Below are 13,248 nucleotides of genomic sequence, written 5' to 3'. Positions count from 1 at the left end.
AATACATTTTCAAACTTTTTCATGTCACCCGAACATGAGTTATCTTATTTCAATTTGTAGCCGTTGTCGAGCTTTTCAACTTGTTTCTCTTTCAACAGTTTTCCAAGCGCTCGTTTAAATGCCGCTTTACTCATCCCGAATTCACGGTCGATGATGTCAGGTGATGTCTTATCACCATAAGGCATTTGTCCTCCACGTTCTTCAATATACGAGAGGATGCTCGCCGCATCACCATCAATCGCCTCGTACGCACGTGGCTTCATCGAAACGAGGACCGTACCATCTTGTTTGACCTGCGTCACACGAACGGTCAACTGTTCTCCGAGACGTGGCCAACGCGTCATCTCTGCCTCATGCAAGAAACCGAGTGATTCGCCTTCGACCCATACGTTGACGCCCACTTCACGTTTATTGACGACGATGGCCTGCACGTCCTGGTTGTTCCATTCTTCTTTCGACGGTCGTGCCAACAAGTTCAAGAACGCATATGGTGCAGGGTCCCCAAGCAAACGTCCTTTTTGGTCATACTTCAAGCGAATGCACAATTGATCGCCTGTCTGCGGCCAATACGACCGGTTCTCCGGTAAGTCATCCATTGAAACGAGAACGTCCTTTTGAATTCCGATATTCACGAAGACCCCTGTGTTATACCGGACGCCCGTTACCTCAAACCATTCATACTCATCAAATGAAACGGTCGGAATCGTCATCGTTGATGCGAGACGTCCTTCTGAATCATGATATAAGAAGACGCGAACTGTTTGACCGATCGTCACTTCTTCTGTCTGTTCTTTTCGGTGAAGGAGCACCTCTTCGCGGCCGTTACTAATGAATACTCCAAAATCAGCAGAACGTTCCGCGACTAAATCTACTACTTCTCCTGCTCGCAATGCCATTACACCCACATCCTTTTCTAAGCTATTACTGTCAGTATACCTATCTACACACGTTCCTAATCATATCATGTTCTCTTTCAACATTTTGAATAAATGTGTCGAAAATGTGAACGTGTTTTGAGACAGTTGAAATGGCGATTGTTTAATGAACTCACATGATTTATTAAAATTTTGTGACAATTTTGTGAACGCCTTTTTTTCTGCTAGTATCCTTTTTTTGAAAACGTTATTATATAGGAAGTGTCCAGTATAGATAAGGTTTCATTTAGGATTGATCGGGGGATAATAAATGTTTGATATACAGTCTCGTTCTTTTGCAAAACGTTTTACAAAAGGATTACTTGTCGCCTTTTTCGCATTGCTCGCATCACTCAGTTTTATTTTCTCAAACGGTGTCGATACGAACGTTTCGTCATCTTCGACTTACATGACCCAAGAGTAAACGCCATTCAGCCAACTGAAGGCGTTTTTTCTTTGGAATACATAACAGGATTTTCCTTCAAAAAGTCGAATACGATTAAAAGACCATGCCTTTTTCTTTCATACCCTTTAAGAAAAGGAGACTCCGCTATGATTTTTTATTTTCTCACGACCATTTTATCAATCGTAGGACTTGCTTTCTTGTTCCAGACTGAATTGTACAAAGATCCAATCGGGACATTTCTATTCGCCGTCTTGATTGCCATGGGACTCTCTTCCTTCAAACAACTCTTCATGCAGGCAAACGAGTATTTTGTAGAAAGACGGAACCAGAAACGAATCAAACGCGTCGTGGACAGAATGCACTCTACGACTCGAAAACGCTCTACATAACGCTCGTCTTCCCTCGCCACATTTGGTATCCTATGTAGGAACAGACATCGTACAATGGATTTATAATCGCAGGAGGCACACAACCGTATGAATGAAATCCCGTTATCGAATGAATGGCTACTTCGTTATTCACCTGTCATGGAGCTCTGGTTAAAAGAGGACGGCATTTTGCTCGTCGATGATGACAATCGAATCCGTCTCACTCTCGAAATCGGAAGTGACCAGGCCATGCAAATCAAAAGTATCGAGCAAGACGGCGCCTATTTCGTCGTCGATCCTGTGAATAAACGCATTACGTTCGAGCTCGAAGAAGAGGAAGAAGAGAGCGATTCTCGCTTTTGGGAATAAGGATTCATGCCGAAGGGTCGGATTCTCGTCAAGAGAAGAAGACTCTTTCTTGTTGTCATCATGAGAGGAGAGAATAGAATGATTCGAACAGCTGTATGGTTTTTCTCATTTTTTGCCGTATTACCGATCACCGTCCCGTTTTTACAGAAAGCGAAAAAAATCGAAACACCGAAACGTTACCGTTACGTACAAGATATCGCTTATAAATGGGCACAGTTTCTACTAAAAATCGCAGGTTCAGACGTCCGTGTCCATGGCCAAGACCAGATTCCGGATGAACCCGTCGTCTACGTGTCGAACCACCAAGGAAACTTCGATGTCCCGATCATGTTGACCGCCACGAAACGACCGAAAGCGTTTATCTCAAAAATCGAGGTTCAAAAATTCCCGATTATCCCACGTTGGATGGAATTGATGGGATGTATCTTCATCGACCGGAGTGACCGTCGGCAATCGATTCAAGCCATTCGTTCCGGAGTCGAAACGATTCAATCCGGTCAATCGATGATTGTCTTCCCAGAAGGCACACGCTCAAAAGGTGGACCGATGAAGGAGTTTAAAGCTGGAAGTTTGACGCTTGCCACATCAAGTGGTGCGAAGATTGTTCCAGTCGCGATTCAAGGCAGTTATAAATTGTTAGAAGCCAAAAATCGAATCACCCCGGCAACGGTCGATGTCACATTCTTACCTGCGATTGATCCGGCCGATTTGCCGAACAAGGAAATCGCAGCGACGGTCGAGGCGGCCATTCGTCAACAGCTTGAAGGAGAGAACGCATGAGTTTATTAATGATTGAAGGCATTCATAAAGAGTTTGCCGACAAAGTCTTATTTGATGATGTGACGATGACAATCCATCCCGGAGACCGTATCGGGATTATCGGCGTGAATGGTTCGGGGAAATCGACGTTCATGAAAATCATCGCCGGTACCGAGACAGCAGATCGAGGCACGATGCAGCATCCGAACGATTATCGGATTCGCTACTTGACTCAAACGGTTCAATTTAACGAAGGACAAACGATTCTAGACGCTTTGTTCACAAGTAACACTCCGTCCGTTCAAGCGTTGAAACAGTTCGAACGCGCCCGGCAAGCACTCGAAGCGGACCCGACAAGTGAGCAATTACTTGAACGCTTCATGAAAGCCCAACAGGCCGTCGATGCCGCAGACGCTTGGGAAACGGAAGCAAAACTGAAGTCGATTTTGAACCGGCTCGGTCTTCCTGACGTGTCAATCGATGTGAACGCCTTGTCTGGGGGGCAACAAAAGCGAGTCGCGCTCGCCGCAGCGTTACTCGATGAAGCGGACTTGCTCCTTTTAGATGAGCCAACGAACGAACTGGATGCCGATACAATCGCATGGCTCGAAACGATGCTTGCCGATTACCGAGGAGCCATCCTGCTCATCACCCACGACCGCTATTTCTTGAATCGTGTCACGAATCACATTTTGGAGATTGCGGATGGAACGAGTTACTTCTATAACGGGAACTATGAACTCTTTCTCGAGAAGCGTGCCGAGCGCAAAGCGCGGGCACAATCGATGGAACAGAAACGACAGAATATATTACGTCGCGAACTCGCCTGGTTACGTCGAGGCGCGAAAGCCCGGACAACGAAACAAAAGGCACGCATTCAACGCGTCGAAGACTTGAAACATCAAGAGAGCTTAGCAGAAGACGAGACGCTCGACGTTTCGGTCGGATCACGACGTCTCGGCAAAAAGGTCATCGAAGTCGAAGATTTGTCTTTCGGATACGACGACTCCCTTCTCATTCGGCAGTTTAATTGGATTTTCGGTCGCCGTGAACGCTACGGAATCGTCGGACCGAACGGGAGTGGGAAATCAACACTCATGAACTTGCTCGCCAAGCGCCTAGAACCGACAAACGGTACGATCGTGCACGGAGAAACTGTTCATTTAGGCTATTACGGACAACAAGTCGAATTTGAAGACGAGTCACGACGGGTCATCGATGAGATCGAACGCATCGCCAAAGTCATTCATACGCCGGACGGCGAGGTCATCACGGCGGGGCAGATGCTCGAACGTTTCCTTTTCTCACCGGACGCGCAATACAAACCAATTGCGAAGCTATCTGGTGGCGAAAAACGACGTCTAGTCCTGCTTCGAATTCTCATGGATGAACCGAACGTGTTATTCCTCGATGAACCGACGAACGATTTGGACACAGAGACGTTGTCTGTTTTAGAAGACTATTTAGAATCATTCCCAGGTACAGTCATCGCCGTCAGTCACGACCGCTATTTCTTAGACCGGATCGCCGGACAGTTGATTGCCTTCGAAGATGGGATCATCCAGGTGTATCACGCAGAATATAGTGACTACCTGGCCATGCGACAAGAAGAGGTTCGTCAAGTGAAGAAAGAGAAAGAACCTAAAGAGAAAAAGGAACGCGTGAAGTCGGAGGTCGTGAAATTCACCTTCAAAGAACAGAAGGAATGGGACACGATCGAAGAAGACATCGCGGCACTTGAAGAGCAGATTGAAGCGCAAGAAGCGACACTTGCATCAGCGGGTAGCGACCTTGGTAAAGTCAATGAGTTGTACGCAACAATCGCAGAACTGAAAGAAACACTCGATGCGAAGATGGAACGTTGGACCTACCTATCCGAAATCGATGAACAAATACAAGCACAGAAAAAAGGCTGACCTCCAAATGAGGTAGCTTATCAAATTTAATAAAAAGAGGTGGATTTCCAGAGCGTGTTCCGGAAATCCACCTCTTTTTTATCATTTCACTCGAATGACGATTTTGCCTTTGGCATGCCCTTCTTCTCCATAGTCATGAGCAAGTTTCATGTCTTCTAAATCAAAGACCCGGTCAATCACAGGTTTCAGTTCGCCTTTTTCAACAGCTTCCGCAATTTTTTTCAAACGCTCCCCTGTCGGTTGCATAAAGACGTACTCGGCACGGGCCTTCGCCTGTTCGGCTTCCTCTTCATTCGGGGGTGTGGAGATGGAGACGAGCATCCCATTCTCTTTAAGCATTCGATACAGTTTACCCTGCCCGTCGCCCCCCATCGTATCAAATACGAAATCAAGATCGCGGACGGCCTCTGCCGGGTCTTGTTGTTTATAGTCAATGACCTCGTCCGCTCCCAGGTTTTTGACCCAGTCCACGTTCGGCGTACTCGTCGACGTGACGACATACAAACCGTGTGCTTTCGCGAGCTGGATGGCTACTGTCCCGACACCACCTGATCCAGCTCCGATGAAGATGCGATCACCCGGTTTGGCATCCATCACTTCGAACATGACTTGCCATGCCGTATGGGCGACGAGCGGAAGTGATGCGGCCTCCTCGAAATTCAGTGAAGTTGGTTTTTTGACGACGAGATGCGCATCGACCGCGACGTATTCGGCATATGTGCCTTGTCGTGCAATATCCGGACGACTGAATACTTCATCCCCCACCTCGAGCTCGGTCACATTCGCCCCAACTTCTTTGATGACACCCGATACATCCCACCCAATGACGAGTGGCATCTCGAAATGAAGCATTTCTTTCAAGTATCCTTCACGGAGCTTCCAATCCACCGGGTTGACACTTGCGGCATGAACCTCAATCAATACGTCATCTGCACCGATCGTCGGTTGTTCAAGTTCACCTACTTTGAATTCGTCTGATCCGCCATATTGTTCGATATATGCTGCTTTCATCTCATCATCCTCCTTTGATTGACTCACTTCTAGTTGGTTCCCATTTTATTTCTCTTGCAAACGAAAAAAGCACACCGCTTGTGGTCGGTGTGCTCAGACTGGCTGATGGGTCATATAGCTATAGACATACACGTCATGAGATTGTCCCCGCTGACGCATATAGTTATGTAGTCTACCTTCTTGAACGAATCCAATCTTCTCTAACATGCGTTGCGATGCGAGATTCTCGACATAGACAATGGCACCAACCCGTTCAATTTCACACGTCACAGCAAACTGAAGTGCCGCGTGAAGTGCTTCTGTCGCATAGCCTGCACTCCAATATTCCGGTCTAAGTTCATAACCGATCTCGGCACGACGGTGCGAAGGAGCTCGATTGTGAAAACCGATTGTCCCGATTAACGCTTTTGATTCGCGATGCTCGATTGCAAAACGGATGATCGCACCTGTTTCGATTTGTGCGAGCATATGCGTCAGCATCTGTTCCGTTTCTTCTAACGTCCGATGTGGCTCCATTCCGTAGTGGCGTAGCACGTGTTCATCTGAAAAGATGGCGAATACGTGCGGACCGTCCTCCATTTGGAGAGGTCGCAGTCGGAGGCGCTCCGTTTCAATCACAGGGAGACGGTTCATCCTTTACTGACCAAGTTATGTTGGAACGCATAGACGACTGCCTGGGTCCGGTCATAGACGTCAAGCTTCGTCAAGATGTTCGACACGTGTGTCTTCACTGTTTTGAGTGAGATGAACAATTCGTCCGCAATCACTTGATTCGACTTGCCTTCCGCCATCAGTTGCAAAATTTCTCGTTCCCGAGCAGTAAGACTCTCATGAAGGGTCATTTCCGGATGACGCAGGCGTTCGAGCATCTTTCCTGTCACTTGGGCGGCCATGACCGGATTACCGGCAGCGGTTTGACGAATCGCATCTGCGATTTCATTGGCGTTTGCTGTCTTGAGGACATAGCTCATCGCACCGGCTTCGATGACGGGATACACTTTCTCATCATCCAAGAAACTCGTCACGACCAAAATTTTCGCTTCTTTCCAACTTGCTTTAATTCGTTTCGTCGATTCGACTCCGTCAACGGGCTCCATCACCAAGTCCATGAGGACAACATCCGGTTTCTCCGCAATCGCAAGCTCCGCTCCTGTCGCTCCGTCCGATGCTTCGCCCACGACTTCGATGTCCGGTTGTGTCGATAAAAAGGCAGATACGCCCGCCCGAACCATTTCATGATCATCAATTAATACAACTCGAATCATCATTACCCCTCCACTTGTTGTTTCACACGTACTTCAATTTGTGTCCCGACATTCGGCACACTGACTAATCGCAACGTTCCACCGACTTCTGCCGTGCGCTCTCTTATCGATTGTAATCCATATGAAGCGACTTGTGTATCGTCCACATTAAATCCGATCCCATCATCGTTAATCTTTAAAATGACCGTCTGCTGCACGGTTCGCATCTCGATTTCTAAACGAGTCGCTTTGGCGTGTCGTAACGTATTACTAATCGCTTCCTGAACAATCCGAAACAGTTCGTTTTCAGTGTGCCGGGAGAGCTTCACTTCCTCTAAACGCCAGACGAGCTCGGTCGATTGTTTACGAGACAGTTCTTCTAACAAGCGTTCGATTCCCGTCTTGAGTGTCATGCCTTCTAATTCGACCGGTCGTAGTTGTAACAGCAACGAACGCATCTCTGCCTGTGCGGTCTGCGCCATGAGCTCGACTTGTTCCATTTGTTTACTCGCGAGATCTGGTTTCGTCTGCATCGTCTGTTTGACCGCTGTCGTCATCATCGAGATGGCATAGAGCTGTTGACTCACCGAATCATGAAGTTCTCGTGCGACGCGACGTCTTTCTTCTACGACGGCCTCACTCCGTGCCTCTTCCACACTGACCGGACGCTCACCGACTCGCTTCGCCATCTCGACCATCTCTTGGCGCTGTTTCGATACGCGGACGATTCGTTCGAGTGTATCTCGGTAAGGGGACATCGGGCGGAAAGTGATGTCTTTTTGATTCTCCAGTTTCCAAAGGGCATTGGCGACTTCTCGAAAGTCTCGGCGCAAATAAAAATACGAACCGACGCCAAAGATACTTCCGATCAAGACGGCAATCACCAGGATGGACACACCGAAAGGCAACCCTTCTTCACGCGAAAATAAATCGCTCAATGAAGTCGAGTCACCTATGAGAAACGCTACTGTGATCAAGAAAGCCGTCAACAGGCTACTAAACAGTTGATGCCAGACGACCGTTCGTGGATAAGAATCTTTTTTCATACCGTCATCACCTCGACACTTCCGCTCATGAGCACGATATGAATCCGGACTTTTCGCGTGGCCTGGACATAATCATCAGACGCTGTATAGAAGCGACGATTGAAAACCGGCGAATAGTTCGAGTCATCAACCTGCACTTTACCGAAGCCGATCGACGCGTCAATCGAATAGTCATACCCTGCAGGAATGAGGATTCGAATATCTCCTGCGAGTCCATTGAGGAGTAAGAACGTCTCTCCTTCCGGAATGATGGCTTGTGACAAATCCATCTCGACATCCCGTAGTAAAAAGAACTCATTCGTATCACGTAACACATAGTGCCCCGATTCCTTCATCCCAAATGAGAAGGCTTGTTCTTGACGAAGGGGTGTCCGGATTTTCGATTCGACCGGTCGATTCTTATAGAGTCGATAGCCGAATAACAGGAGAAGTCCGGAGAGCACGAATCCGAATGCCGCAGATGAGAAGATCAAGCCAATCAAGAGGATTCCCCCAATTGCGTAAAAAATATAGCTAGCAGACTGCTTGCCACGACGACTGAACCGTCGCCCGATATAGAGGAGAAGCAGCGGGATGATCATGCTGAATAAGACGCTATTGCCACCCGTCACAATATCGATGAAGAGTCCGACTGAAAATAAGATAATCATAAATCCAATGATTTGACGTGTGTTCCAACGTTCCATGTCCATTCCCCCTTTCTGTTCATATGTATGAAGCAAAGAAAGCGATGACCTTGTTCAGGTCATCGCCGAACCATCGCCTCACTCTTGTTTAAAGCGACGCTCCAGTTCTTTCAATTTTGCTTCAAAATCATCTTCATCTTCCTGCGCGTCTTGCTTCTCTTCGGCAGGTTGTTCTTCCTCAGTGAATGGATGCGACTGAGACGTATTTTGACCAAAGATTTGGTCGAGTGCCCCTTTTAACAAGTCTAGGTTTTCGCGCATCGCAAACTCATAGCGTTTATTTTGCATCTCATCGAGTTTGAGTTTCATCTCGAGCGCACGACGCTCTAATGTATCCAACTCGCGCTCACCTTCGTCAATCAATCCTTCAAAGTAACGGTACTGTTCCCCGTAATGTTTGGATTCGAGTGCCGCACGTTCTGCCAACTTTTCTTCCCCGGCTTGTTTCGCCAGTTCTGTTTGCTCATATCGTTTATCTGCCATCTTCTTGGCATCATCACGTTTTCCAGCAAGTTCTGCAAGCAATGTACGTTGACGTTCCACGAGTCGTTCAACCGACAACGCTTCCTTCTCCGCTCCGCGGATATGACGGTTCAATTCCGCTTCTCCACTTGAACGTGGCATCTCTTTATCCTGATACTTCTTCACTTCTTTCGAAATTTCTTTCGTCAATTCATTCGCTAATTCACGAAACTGATCAAACGGTGTCTTCATGGTGAATCCTCCTTATGAAATCTCAACGACGATTAACAAATTTTTGCCACACTTGATCAAACTGCTGGAAGCTGCTCCGACCGGCACGCGTTCCGTCTGCATTTAAAATCTCGACATCCGGGTCGCGTTTTTCACTTGTATACATCATATACCCTTTAAACAACAACCACGCGACAATGATTCCGACGAGCGCCCAAATGTTTGAGAGCATCGTCCCAATCCCAATGACGGCAAGGATCCCGAAACCAACTTTAGCACCGATGTGTGTCACAGCCTGAAAACGGACTCCAGCCCAAAGCGTCAAGAGCGCTCCTAATCCGAATAAGATCATATTCGGTAAAGAACCGATCAACACGAGCACTAGAGCGATCGCGGCTACGATGAACAACACCTTTTTCACTTGGTGATTCATCTGTCATCCCTCCTTGTTAAGTACACTCTTATCATAATACGTTATTTGACATAGGTCGACGAGCGGAAGGCTTGTTTCACCTCGGTCTTTAGACTGAGATGGTACCGTTTCCAATAACTGTGGTACACTAATGCTATCGAACAACGAAAGGATGATGTTTTATGAGCAACATGATGCATGCACGTAACCAAATGTCAGCAAATCGGAGGGCTGTCGTCCTCCATCATTAAAGGGAGGATTCTTTTTGAATCAACAAACTGAAACGGGACGTGTCACGGCACAGTTCCAACATCTTTATACGGTATCAATCGGAGAAAACGCCTATATGTGCGGGGTTTCCGGAAAATTTCGACATGCCGCGACGAGCGAACGGGATTACCCGGTCATCGGCGATTATGTCACGATTCAAGTTCGCGAGCATGGTCAAGGTACGATTCACCATCTCCTTGAGCGTCGGACCGTTCTTTCACGAGCGGCCGCCGGCAACGAGACACGTGAACAACTGATCTGCGCGAACGTCGACTACGTCTTGATTACGATGGCGTGTGGACACGACTTCAACATTCGTCGCCTAGAACGCTATACGCTAGCCGCTTGGGACACCGGGGCAATCCCAATCATCGTCTTGACAAAGACCGATCAAGTCGACTCCGTCGACACATTGCTCGAAGACATTCAAGTGAACGCACCCGGAATTCAAGTATTCCCCGTCAGTGCTGTGACGGGAGAAGGTGTGGCTGAACTTCGTCACGCATTGCCGAGTGAGAGCACGATCGCCTTCGTCGGTTCGTCCGGCGTCGGAAAATCTACGCTGACGAACGCCCTCGCCCACGAGACACTTGCCGTCACGCAAGCCGTCCGGGCGCAGGACGAGCGCGGAAAACATACGACGACACACCGCGAACTGTTCCGGATCGATGACTTATACGTCATCGACACACCAGGGATGCGAGAATTCGGACTATGGGAAGGAAGCGAGCATCTCGATGAGACGTTTCGTGATATCGAAGCACTTGCCGAGACATGCCGCTTCCGCGACTGCTCACATCAGAAAGAACCGGGCTGCGCCGTTCAAGAAGCGCTAACGAACGGTACGTTAGATGCGAAGCGCTATGCCAGTTATGTCAAGCTAGAACAGGAACTTCTTTATATGGAAAAGAAGCAGGCGGAACACGCTCGTGTATTAGAAAAGAAAAAACGTCGACCTTAGAACCGTTGCACTGTGAGTCAAACGACTCACAGTTTTTTATTTGAAATTTGACAGGTTCTCATCACAGGCGTAAAATTGCCGTATACTTAAAAAGTTTACCTAGGGAAAAAAATTAACCATTACGCAAAAGAAAGAAGGATTCGGCATGCTGAACGAAGTGGATTCGGCTCTCACTCACAAATCAATGTCTCAAAAAATAAAGACGCTCCTTCCTTTTTTAGGTCCAGCGTTCGTCGCTTCGGTCGCTTATATCGATCCCGGAAATTATGCAACGAACATTGCCGCTGGATCTCAATTCGGTTACTTGCTTTTATGGGTCATCTTAGTCGCTAACTTGATGGCCGGATTGATTCAAACATTGTCTGCTAAAATTGGAATCGCGACCGGAAAAAACTTGCCTGAGATTTGTCGTGACCGTTTTTCTAAGAAGACTGCTATCTTTTTATGGATTCAAGCCGAACTCATGATCATGGCGACAGATTTAGCAGAGTTTGTAGGGGCGGCACTCGGAATTTATCTCGTGTTTGATGTAACACTCATTCAAGCGGCACTTCTGGCCGCCGTCGGTTCTTTTGCTATTTTGGAAGTACAACGTCGGGGATATCGTCCACTTGAAACGATTGTGACGGGGATGCTACTCGTCGTCGCGCTCGCTTTTGCCATTCAAACGTTCAGTGCTCAACCAGAAGTAAAACCACTCTTATCCGGTCTTCTCATCCCTCGGTTCGATGGGACGGAGAGTATATTATTGGCTGCTGGAATATTAGGCGCTACCGTTATGCCTCATGCCATCTATTTACACTCTGCGTTGACACAACGACGCATCACGGGTAAAGATGCCGTCGCACGTAAACGTATCATGAAATTTGAACGAATCGATGTAACGATTGCCATGGTGCTCGCTGGTGCAATCAATGCGAGTATGCTAATAATCGCAGCCGCTGTCTTCTATAAGAATGGATTCGTCGTGAGCGACTTAGAGATTGCACACCAGCAATTTGACTCCTTTTTAGGTTCACCGATCGCCATGCTGTTTGGAATTGGACTAATGGTTGCCGGATTGTCGAGCGCATCCGTCGGGACTTTGGCTGGAGACGTCGTCATGCAAGGCTATATTCAAAAACATATCCCGATTTATGTACGTCGTGTGATTACGATGGCTCCGCCACTCTTACTCATCCTTTCCGGTGTGAACTTGACGAATGCTCTCGTGTGGAGCCAAGTCATCCTGTCATTCGGTATCGCATTCGCCCTCGTTCCTCTGCTTCTCTTCACGAGCAACAAATCCTTGATGGGCGAACTCGTGAATCATCGGATGACGACATGGATCGGTTGGGGAATTACGACAATCGTCATCGCATTAAATCTTTTCTTAATCATCCAAACCTTTATTTTCTGATTTATAAAACAAGCGCAGACCACATCGGCCTGCGCTTGCTTTTTTATATGGTTCCCTGCAAAATCCCTTCTGCCCATTCGACTTCCTCGGATGTCGGGGGCTTCGTGCCTTTAAGCGGATAATCGAGTCCGAGCGCCTCCCATTTGTAGACGCCCATCTCATGATAAGGCAAAATCTCGACTTTCTCGACATGGTCTAGCTTTTGAATGAACGCGGCGGTGCGACGAAGCGCACCTTCTTCGAGCGTCCATCCAGGTACAAGGACGTGGCGAATCCACATTTTCGTTCCGCGCTCGGAAAGGTGTTCGGCAAGCGCGAGCGTGTTGGCATTGCTACGTCCCGTCAACTTCTTACACATGTCGTCGTCGATATGCTTGATATCGAGCAAGACAAGGTCGGTGTGATCTAAAATCGCATCCAAATTAGGAGGTCGGAGCGCACCGGACGTATCAAGTGTCGTATGAAGCCCATGCTTTTTCGCTTCACGCAGCAGCGCCTCTAAAAATTCAGGTTGCGCGAGTGGGTCACCACCAGAAATGGTGATGCCGCCTTTCGATGCTTCCATGAACGGACGGTAACTGAGCGCCTCTTGAATGACGTCTTCAGCCGAGCGGTGGTTATTCTTTTTGAAATCCCACGTGTCCGCATTATGGCAGTATAAACAACGCAAGGCACAACCTTGTAAAAAGACGATGAAGCGAATCCCTGGGCCGTCAACTGTTCCGAATGATTCGACCGAATGTACATATCCCATTGTCATCGAAATGACCTCCTAACGAATGAGCGGCCCTCCG

The 13,248-nt window shown here is 47.8% G+C and carries 16 protein-coding genes; 7 read left to right on the top strand and 9 right to left on the bottom strand.

Annotated features, from left to right (window positions below):
- Positions 1-44: 44 nt before the first annotated feature.
- Positions 45-896: a CvfB family protein gene (locus tag KNO68_RS13010; RefSeq protein WP_015880845.1), complete on the bottom strand. Its 852-nt coding sequence runs from the start codon at positions 894-896 to the stop codon at positions 45-47.
- A 289-nt stretch (positions 897-1,185) separates the two neighbouring features.
- Here KNO68_RS13010 and KNO68_RS13005 point away from each other — a divergent pair, with 289 nt between their 5' ends.
- The 5 genes from KNO68_RS13005 (at position 1,186) to KNO68_RS12985 (ending at position 4,732) form a co-directional block, all read left to right on the top strand.
- Positions 1,186-1,338 (top strand): hypothetical protein, encoded by a 153-nt coding sequence (locus KNO68_RS13005; RefSeq protein WP_015880844.1) that lies wholly within the window; start codon positions 1,186-1,188, stop codon positions 1,336-1,338.
- A 128-nt stretch (positions 1,339-1,466) separates the two neighbouring features.
- On the top strand, positions 1,467-1,709 hold the full coding sequence (locus tag KNO68_RS13000; protein ID WP_031421071.1) for a hypothetical protein: 243 nt from the start codon (positions 1,467-1,469) through the stop codon (positions 1,707-1,709).
- Positions 1,710-1,796: 87 nt separating this feature from the next.
- On the top strand, positions 1,797-2,057 hold the full coding sequence (locus KNO68_RS12995) for a hypothetical protein (RefSeq protein ID WP_015880843.1): 261 nt from the start codon (positions 1,797-1,799) through the stop codon (positions 2,055-2,057).
- Positions 2,058-2,135: 78 nt separating this feature from the next.
- Entirely contained in the window at positions 2,136-2,837 is a 702-nt protein-coding gene (locus KNO68_RS12990) for a lysophospholipid acyltransferase family protein (protein ID WP_214685572.1), read from the top strand.
- The gene (locus KNO68_RS12985) at positions 2,834-4,732 is read left to right on the top strand and encodes an ABC-F family ATP-binding cassette domain-containing protein (RefSeq protein ID WP_214685571.1); all 1,899 of its coding nucleotides are present in this window, start codon (positions 2,834-2,836) and stop codon (positions 4,730-4,732) included. Before KNO68_RS12990 ends, KNO68_RS12985 begins: the two co-directional genes overlap by 4 nt.
- 81 nt (positions 4,733-4,813) lie before the next feature.
- Here the strand turns inward: KNO68_RS12985 and KNO68_RS12980 are convergent, their stop codons facing one another.
- From KNO68_RS12980 to KNO68_RS12950, 7 genes are all read right to left on the bottom strand, one after another.
- On the bottom strand, positions 4,814-5,743 hold the full coding sequence (locus KNO68_RS12980) for an NADP-dependent oxidoreductase (RefSeq protein ID WP_214685570.1): 930 nt from the start codon (positions 5,741-5,743) through the stop codon (positions 4,814-4,816).
- A 93-nt stretch (positions 5,744-5,836) separates the two neighbouring features.
- Positions 5,837-6,361 (bottom strand): GNAT family N-acetyltransferase, encoded by a 525-nt coding sequence (locus KNO68_RS12975; protein WP_275060029.1) that lies wholly within the window; start codon positions 6,359-6,361, stop codon positions 5,837-5,839.
- Between the two features lie 11 nt (positions 6,362-6,372).
- Positions 6,373-7,008, bottom strand: a complete 636-nt coding sequence (locus KNO68_RS12970) for a response regulator (protein WP_015880838.1) — start codon at positions 7,006-7,008, stop codon at positions 6,373-6,375.
- A 2-nt stretch (positions 7,009-7,010) separates the two neighbouring features.
- A complete protein-coding gene (locus KNO68_RS12965; RefSeq protein ID WP_015880837.1) occupies positions 7,011-8,033 on the bottom strand; it encodes a sensor histidine kinase in 1,023 nt (340 codons plus the stop codon).
- Entirely contained in the window at positions 8,030-8,719 is a 690-nt protein-coding gene (liaF, locus tag KNO68_RS12960) for a cell wall-active antibiotics response protein LiaF (protein ID WP_214685567.1), read from the bottom strand. The genes KNO68_RS12965 and liaF overlap by 4 nt, the downstream gene beginning before the upstream one ends.
- A 78-nt stretch (positions 8,720-8,797) precedes the next feature.
- Entirely contained in the window at positions 8,798-9,433 is a 636-nt protein-coding gene (locus tag KNO68_RS12955) for a PspA/IM30 family protein (protein ID WP_214685566.1), read from the bottom strand.
- A 22-nt stretch (positions 9,434-9,455) separates the two neighbouring features.
- Positions 9,456-9,845 carry a lmo0954 family membrane protein gene (locus KNO68_RS12950; protein ID WP_031421063.1) on the bottom strand — a complete coding sequence of 130 codons (390 nt, stop codon included), beginning with the start codon at positions 9,843-9,845 and terminating at the stop codon, positions 9,456-9,458.
- A gap of 244 nt (positions 9,846-10,089) precedes the next feature.
- Between KNO68_RS12950 and rsgA the strand changes: the two genes are divergently transcribed.
- Both rsgA and KNO68_RS12940 read left to right on the top strand, forming a co-directional pair.
- The gene (rsgA, locus tag KNO68_RS12945) at positions 10,090-11,055 is read left to right on the top strand and encodes a ribosome small subunit-dependent GTPase A (protein WP_214731572.1); all 966 of its coding nucleotides are present in this window, start codon (positions 10,090-10,092) and stop codon (positions 11,053-11,055) included.
- A gap of 145 nt (positions 11,056-11,200) precedes the next feature.
- Positions 11,201-12,454 carry an Nramp family divalent metal transporter gene (locus tag KNO68_RS12940; RefSeq protein WP_078146347.1) on the top strand — a complete coding sequence of 418 codons (1,254 nt, stop codon included), beginning with the start codon at positions 11,201-11,203 and terminating at the stop codon, positions 12,452-12,454.
- Positions 12,455-12,497: 43 nt separating this feature from the next.
- Here KNO68_RS12940 and pflA read toward each other — a convergent pair whose 3' ends face one another.
- Positions 12,498-13,214: a pyruvate formate-lyase-activating protein gene (gene pflA, locus KNO68_RS12935; protein ID WP_078146346.1), complete on the bottom strand. Its 717-nt coding sequence runs from the start codon at positions 13,212-13,214 to the stop codon at positions 12,498-12,500.
- Positions 13,215-13,248 lie beyond the last annotated feature (34 nt).

This window comes from Exiguobacterium sp. s75 (assembly GCF_018617145.1).
Lineage (GTDB): Bacteria > Bacillota > Bacilli > Exiguobacteriales > Exiguobacteriaceae > Exiguobacterium > Exiguobacterium profundum.
This window is presented reverse-complemented; position numbering and strand designations above follow the sequence as displayed.

Bases quoted from the DNA above. Each gene is read 5' to 3' on its own strand.
- KNO68_RS13005 (WP_015880844.1), top strand. From the start codon at position 1,186: ATGTTTGATATACAGTCTCGTTCTTTTGCAAAACGTTTTACAAAAGGA.
- KNO68_RS12965 (WP_015880837.1), bottom strand. From the start codon at position 8,033: ATGAAAAAAGATTCTTATCCACGAACGGTCGTCTGGCATCAACTGTTT.
- KNO68_RS12980 (WP_214685570.1), bottom strand. From the start codon at position 5,743: ATGAAAGCAGCATATATCGAACAATATGGCGGATCAGACGAATTCAAA.
- KNO68_RS12955 (WP_214685566.1), bottom strand. From the start codon at position 9,433: ATGAAGACACCGTTTGATCAGTTTCGTGAATTAGCGAATGAATTGACG.
- pflA (WP_078146346.1), bottom strand. From the start codon at position 13,214: ATGACAATGGGATATGTACATTCGGTCGAATCATTCGGAACAGTTGAC.
- KNO68_RS13000 (WP_031421071.1), top strand. From the start codon at position 1,467: ATGATTTTTTATTTTCTCACGACCATTTTATCAATCGTAGGACTTGCT.
- KNO68_RS12970 (WP_015880838.1), bottom strand. From the start codon at position 7,008: ATGATTCGAGTTGTATTAATTGATGATCATGAAATGGTTCGGGCGGGC.
- liaF (WP_214685567.1), bottom strand. From the start codon at position 8,719: ATGGAACGTTGGAACACACGTCAAATCATTGGATTTATGATTATCTTA.
- KNO68_RS12990 (WP_214685572.1), top strand. From the start codon at position 2,136: ATGATTCGAACAGCTGTATGGTTTTTCTCATTTTTTGCCGTATTACCG.
- KNO68_RS12995 (WP_015880843.1), top strand. From the start codon at position 1,797: ATGAATGAAATCCCGTTATCGAATGAATGGCTACTTCGTTATTCACCT.
- KNO68_RS12985 (WP_214685571.1), top strand. From the start codon at position 2,834: ATGAGTTTATTAATGATTGAAGGCATTCATAAAGAGTTTGCCGACAAA.
- KNO68_RS12950 (WP_031421063.1), bottom strand. From the start codon at position 9,845: ATGAATCACCAAGTGAAAAAGGTGTTGTTCATCGTAGCCGCGATCGCT.
- KNO68_RS13010 (WP_015880845.1), bottom strand. From the start codon at position 896: ATGGCATTGCGAGCAGGAGAAGTAGTAGATTTAGTCGCGGAACGTTCT.
- KNO68_RS12940 (WP_078146347.1), top strand. From the start codon at position 11,201: ATGCTGAACGAAGTGGATTCGGCTCTCACTCACAAATCAATGTCTCAA.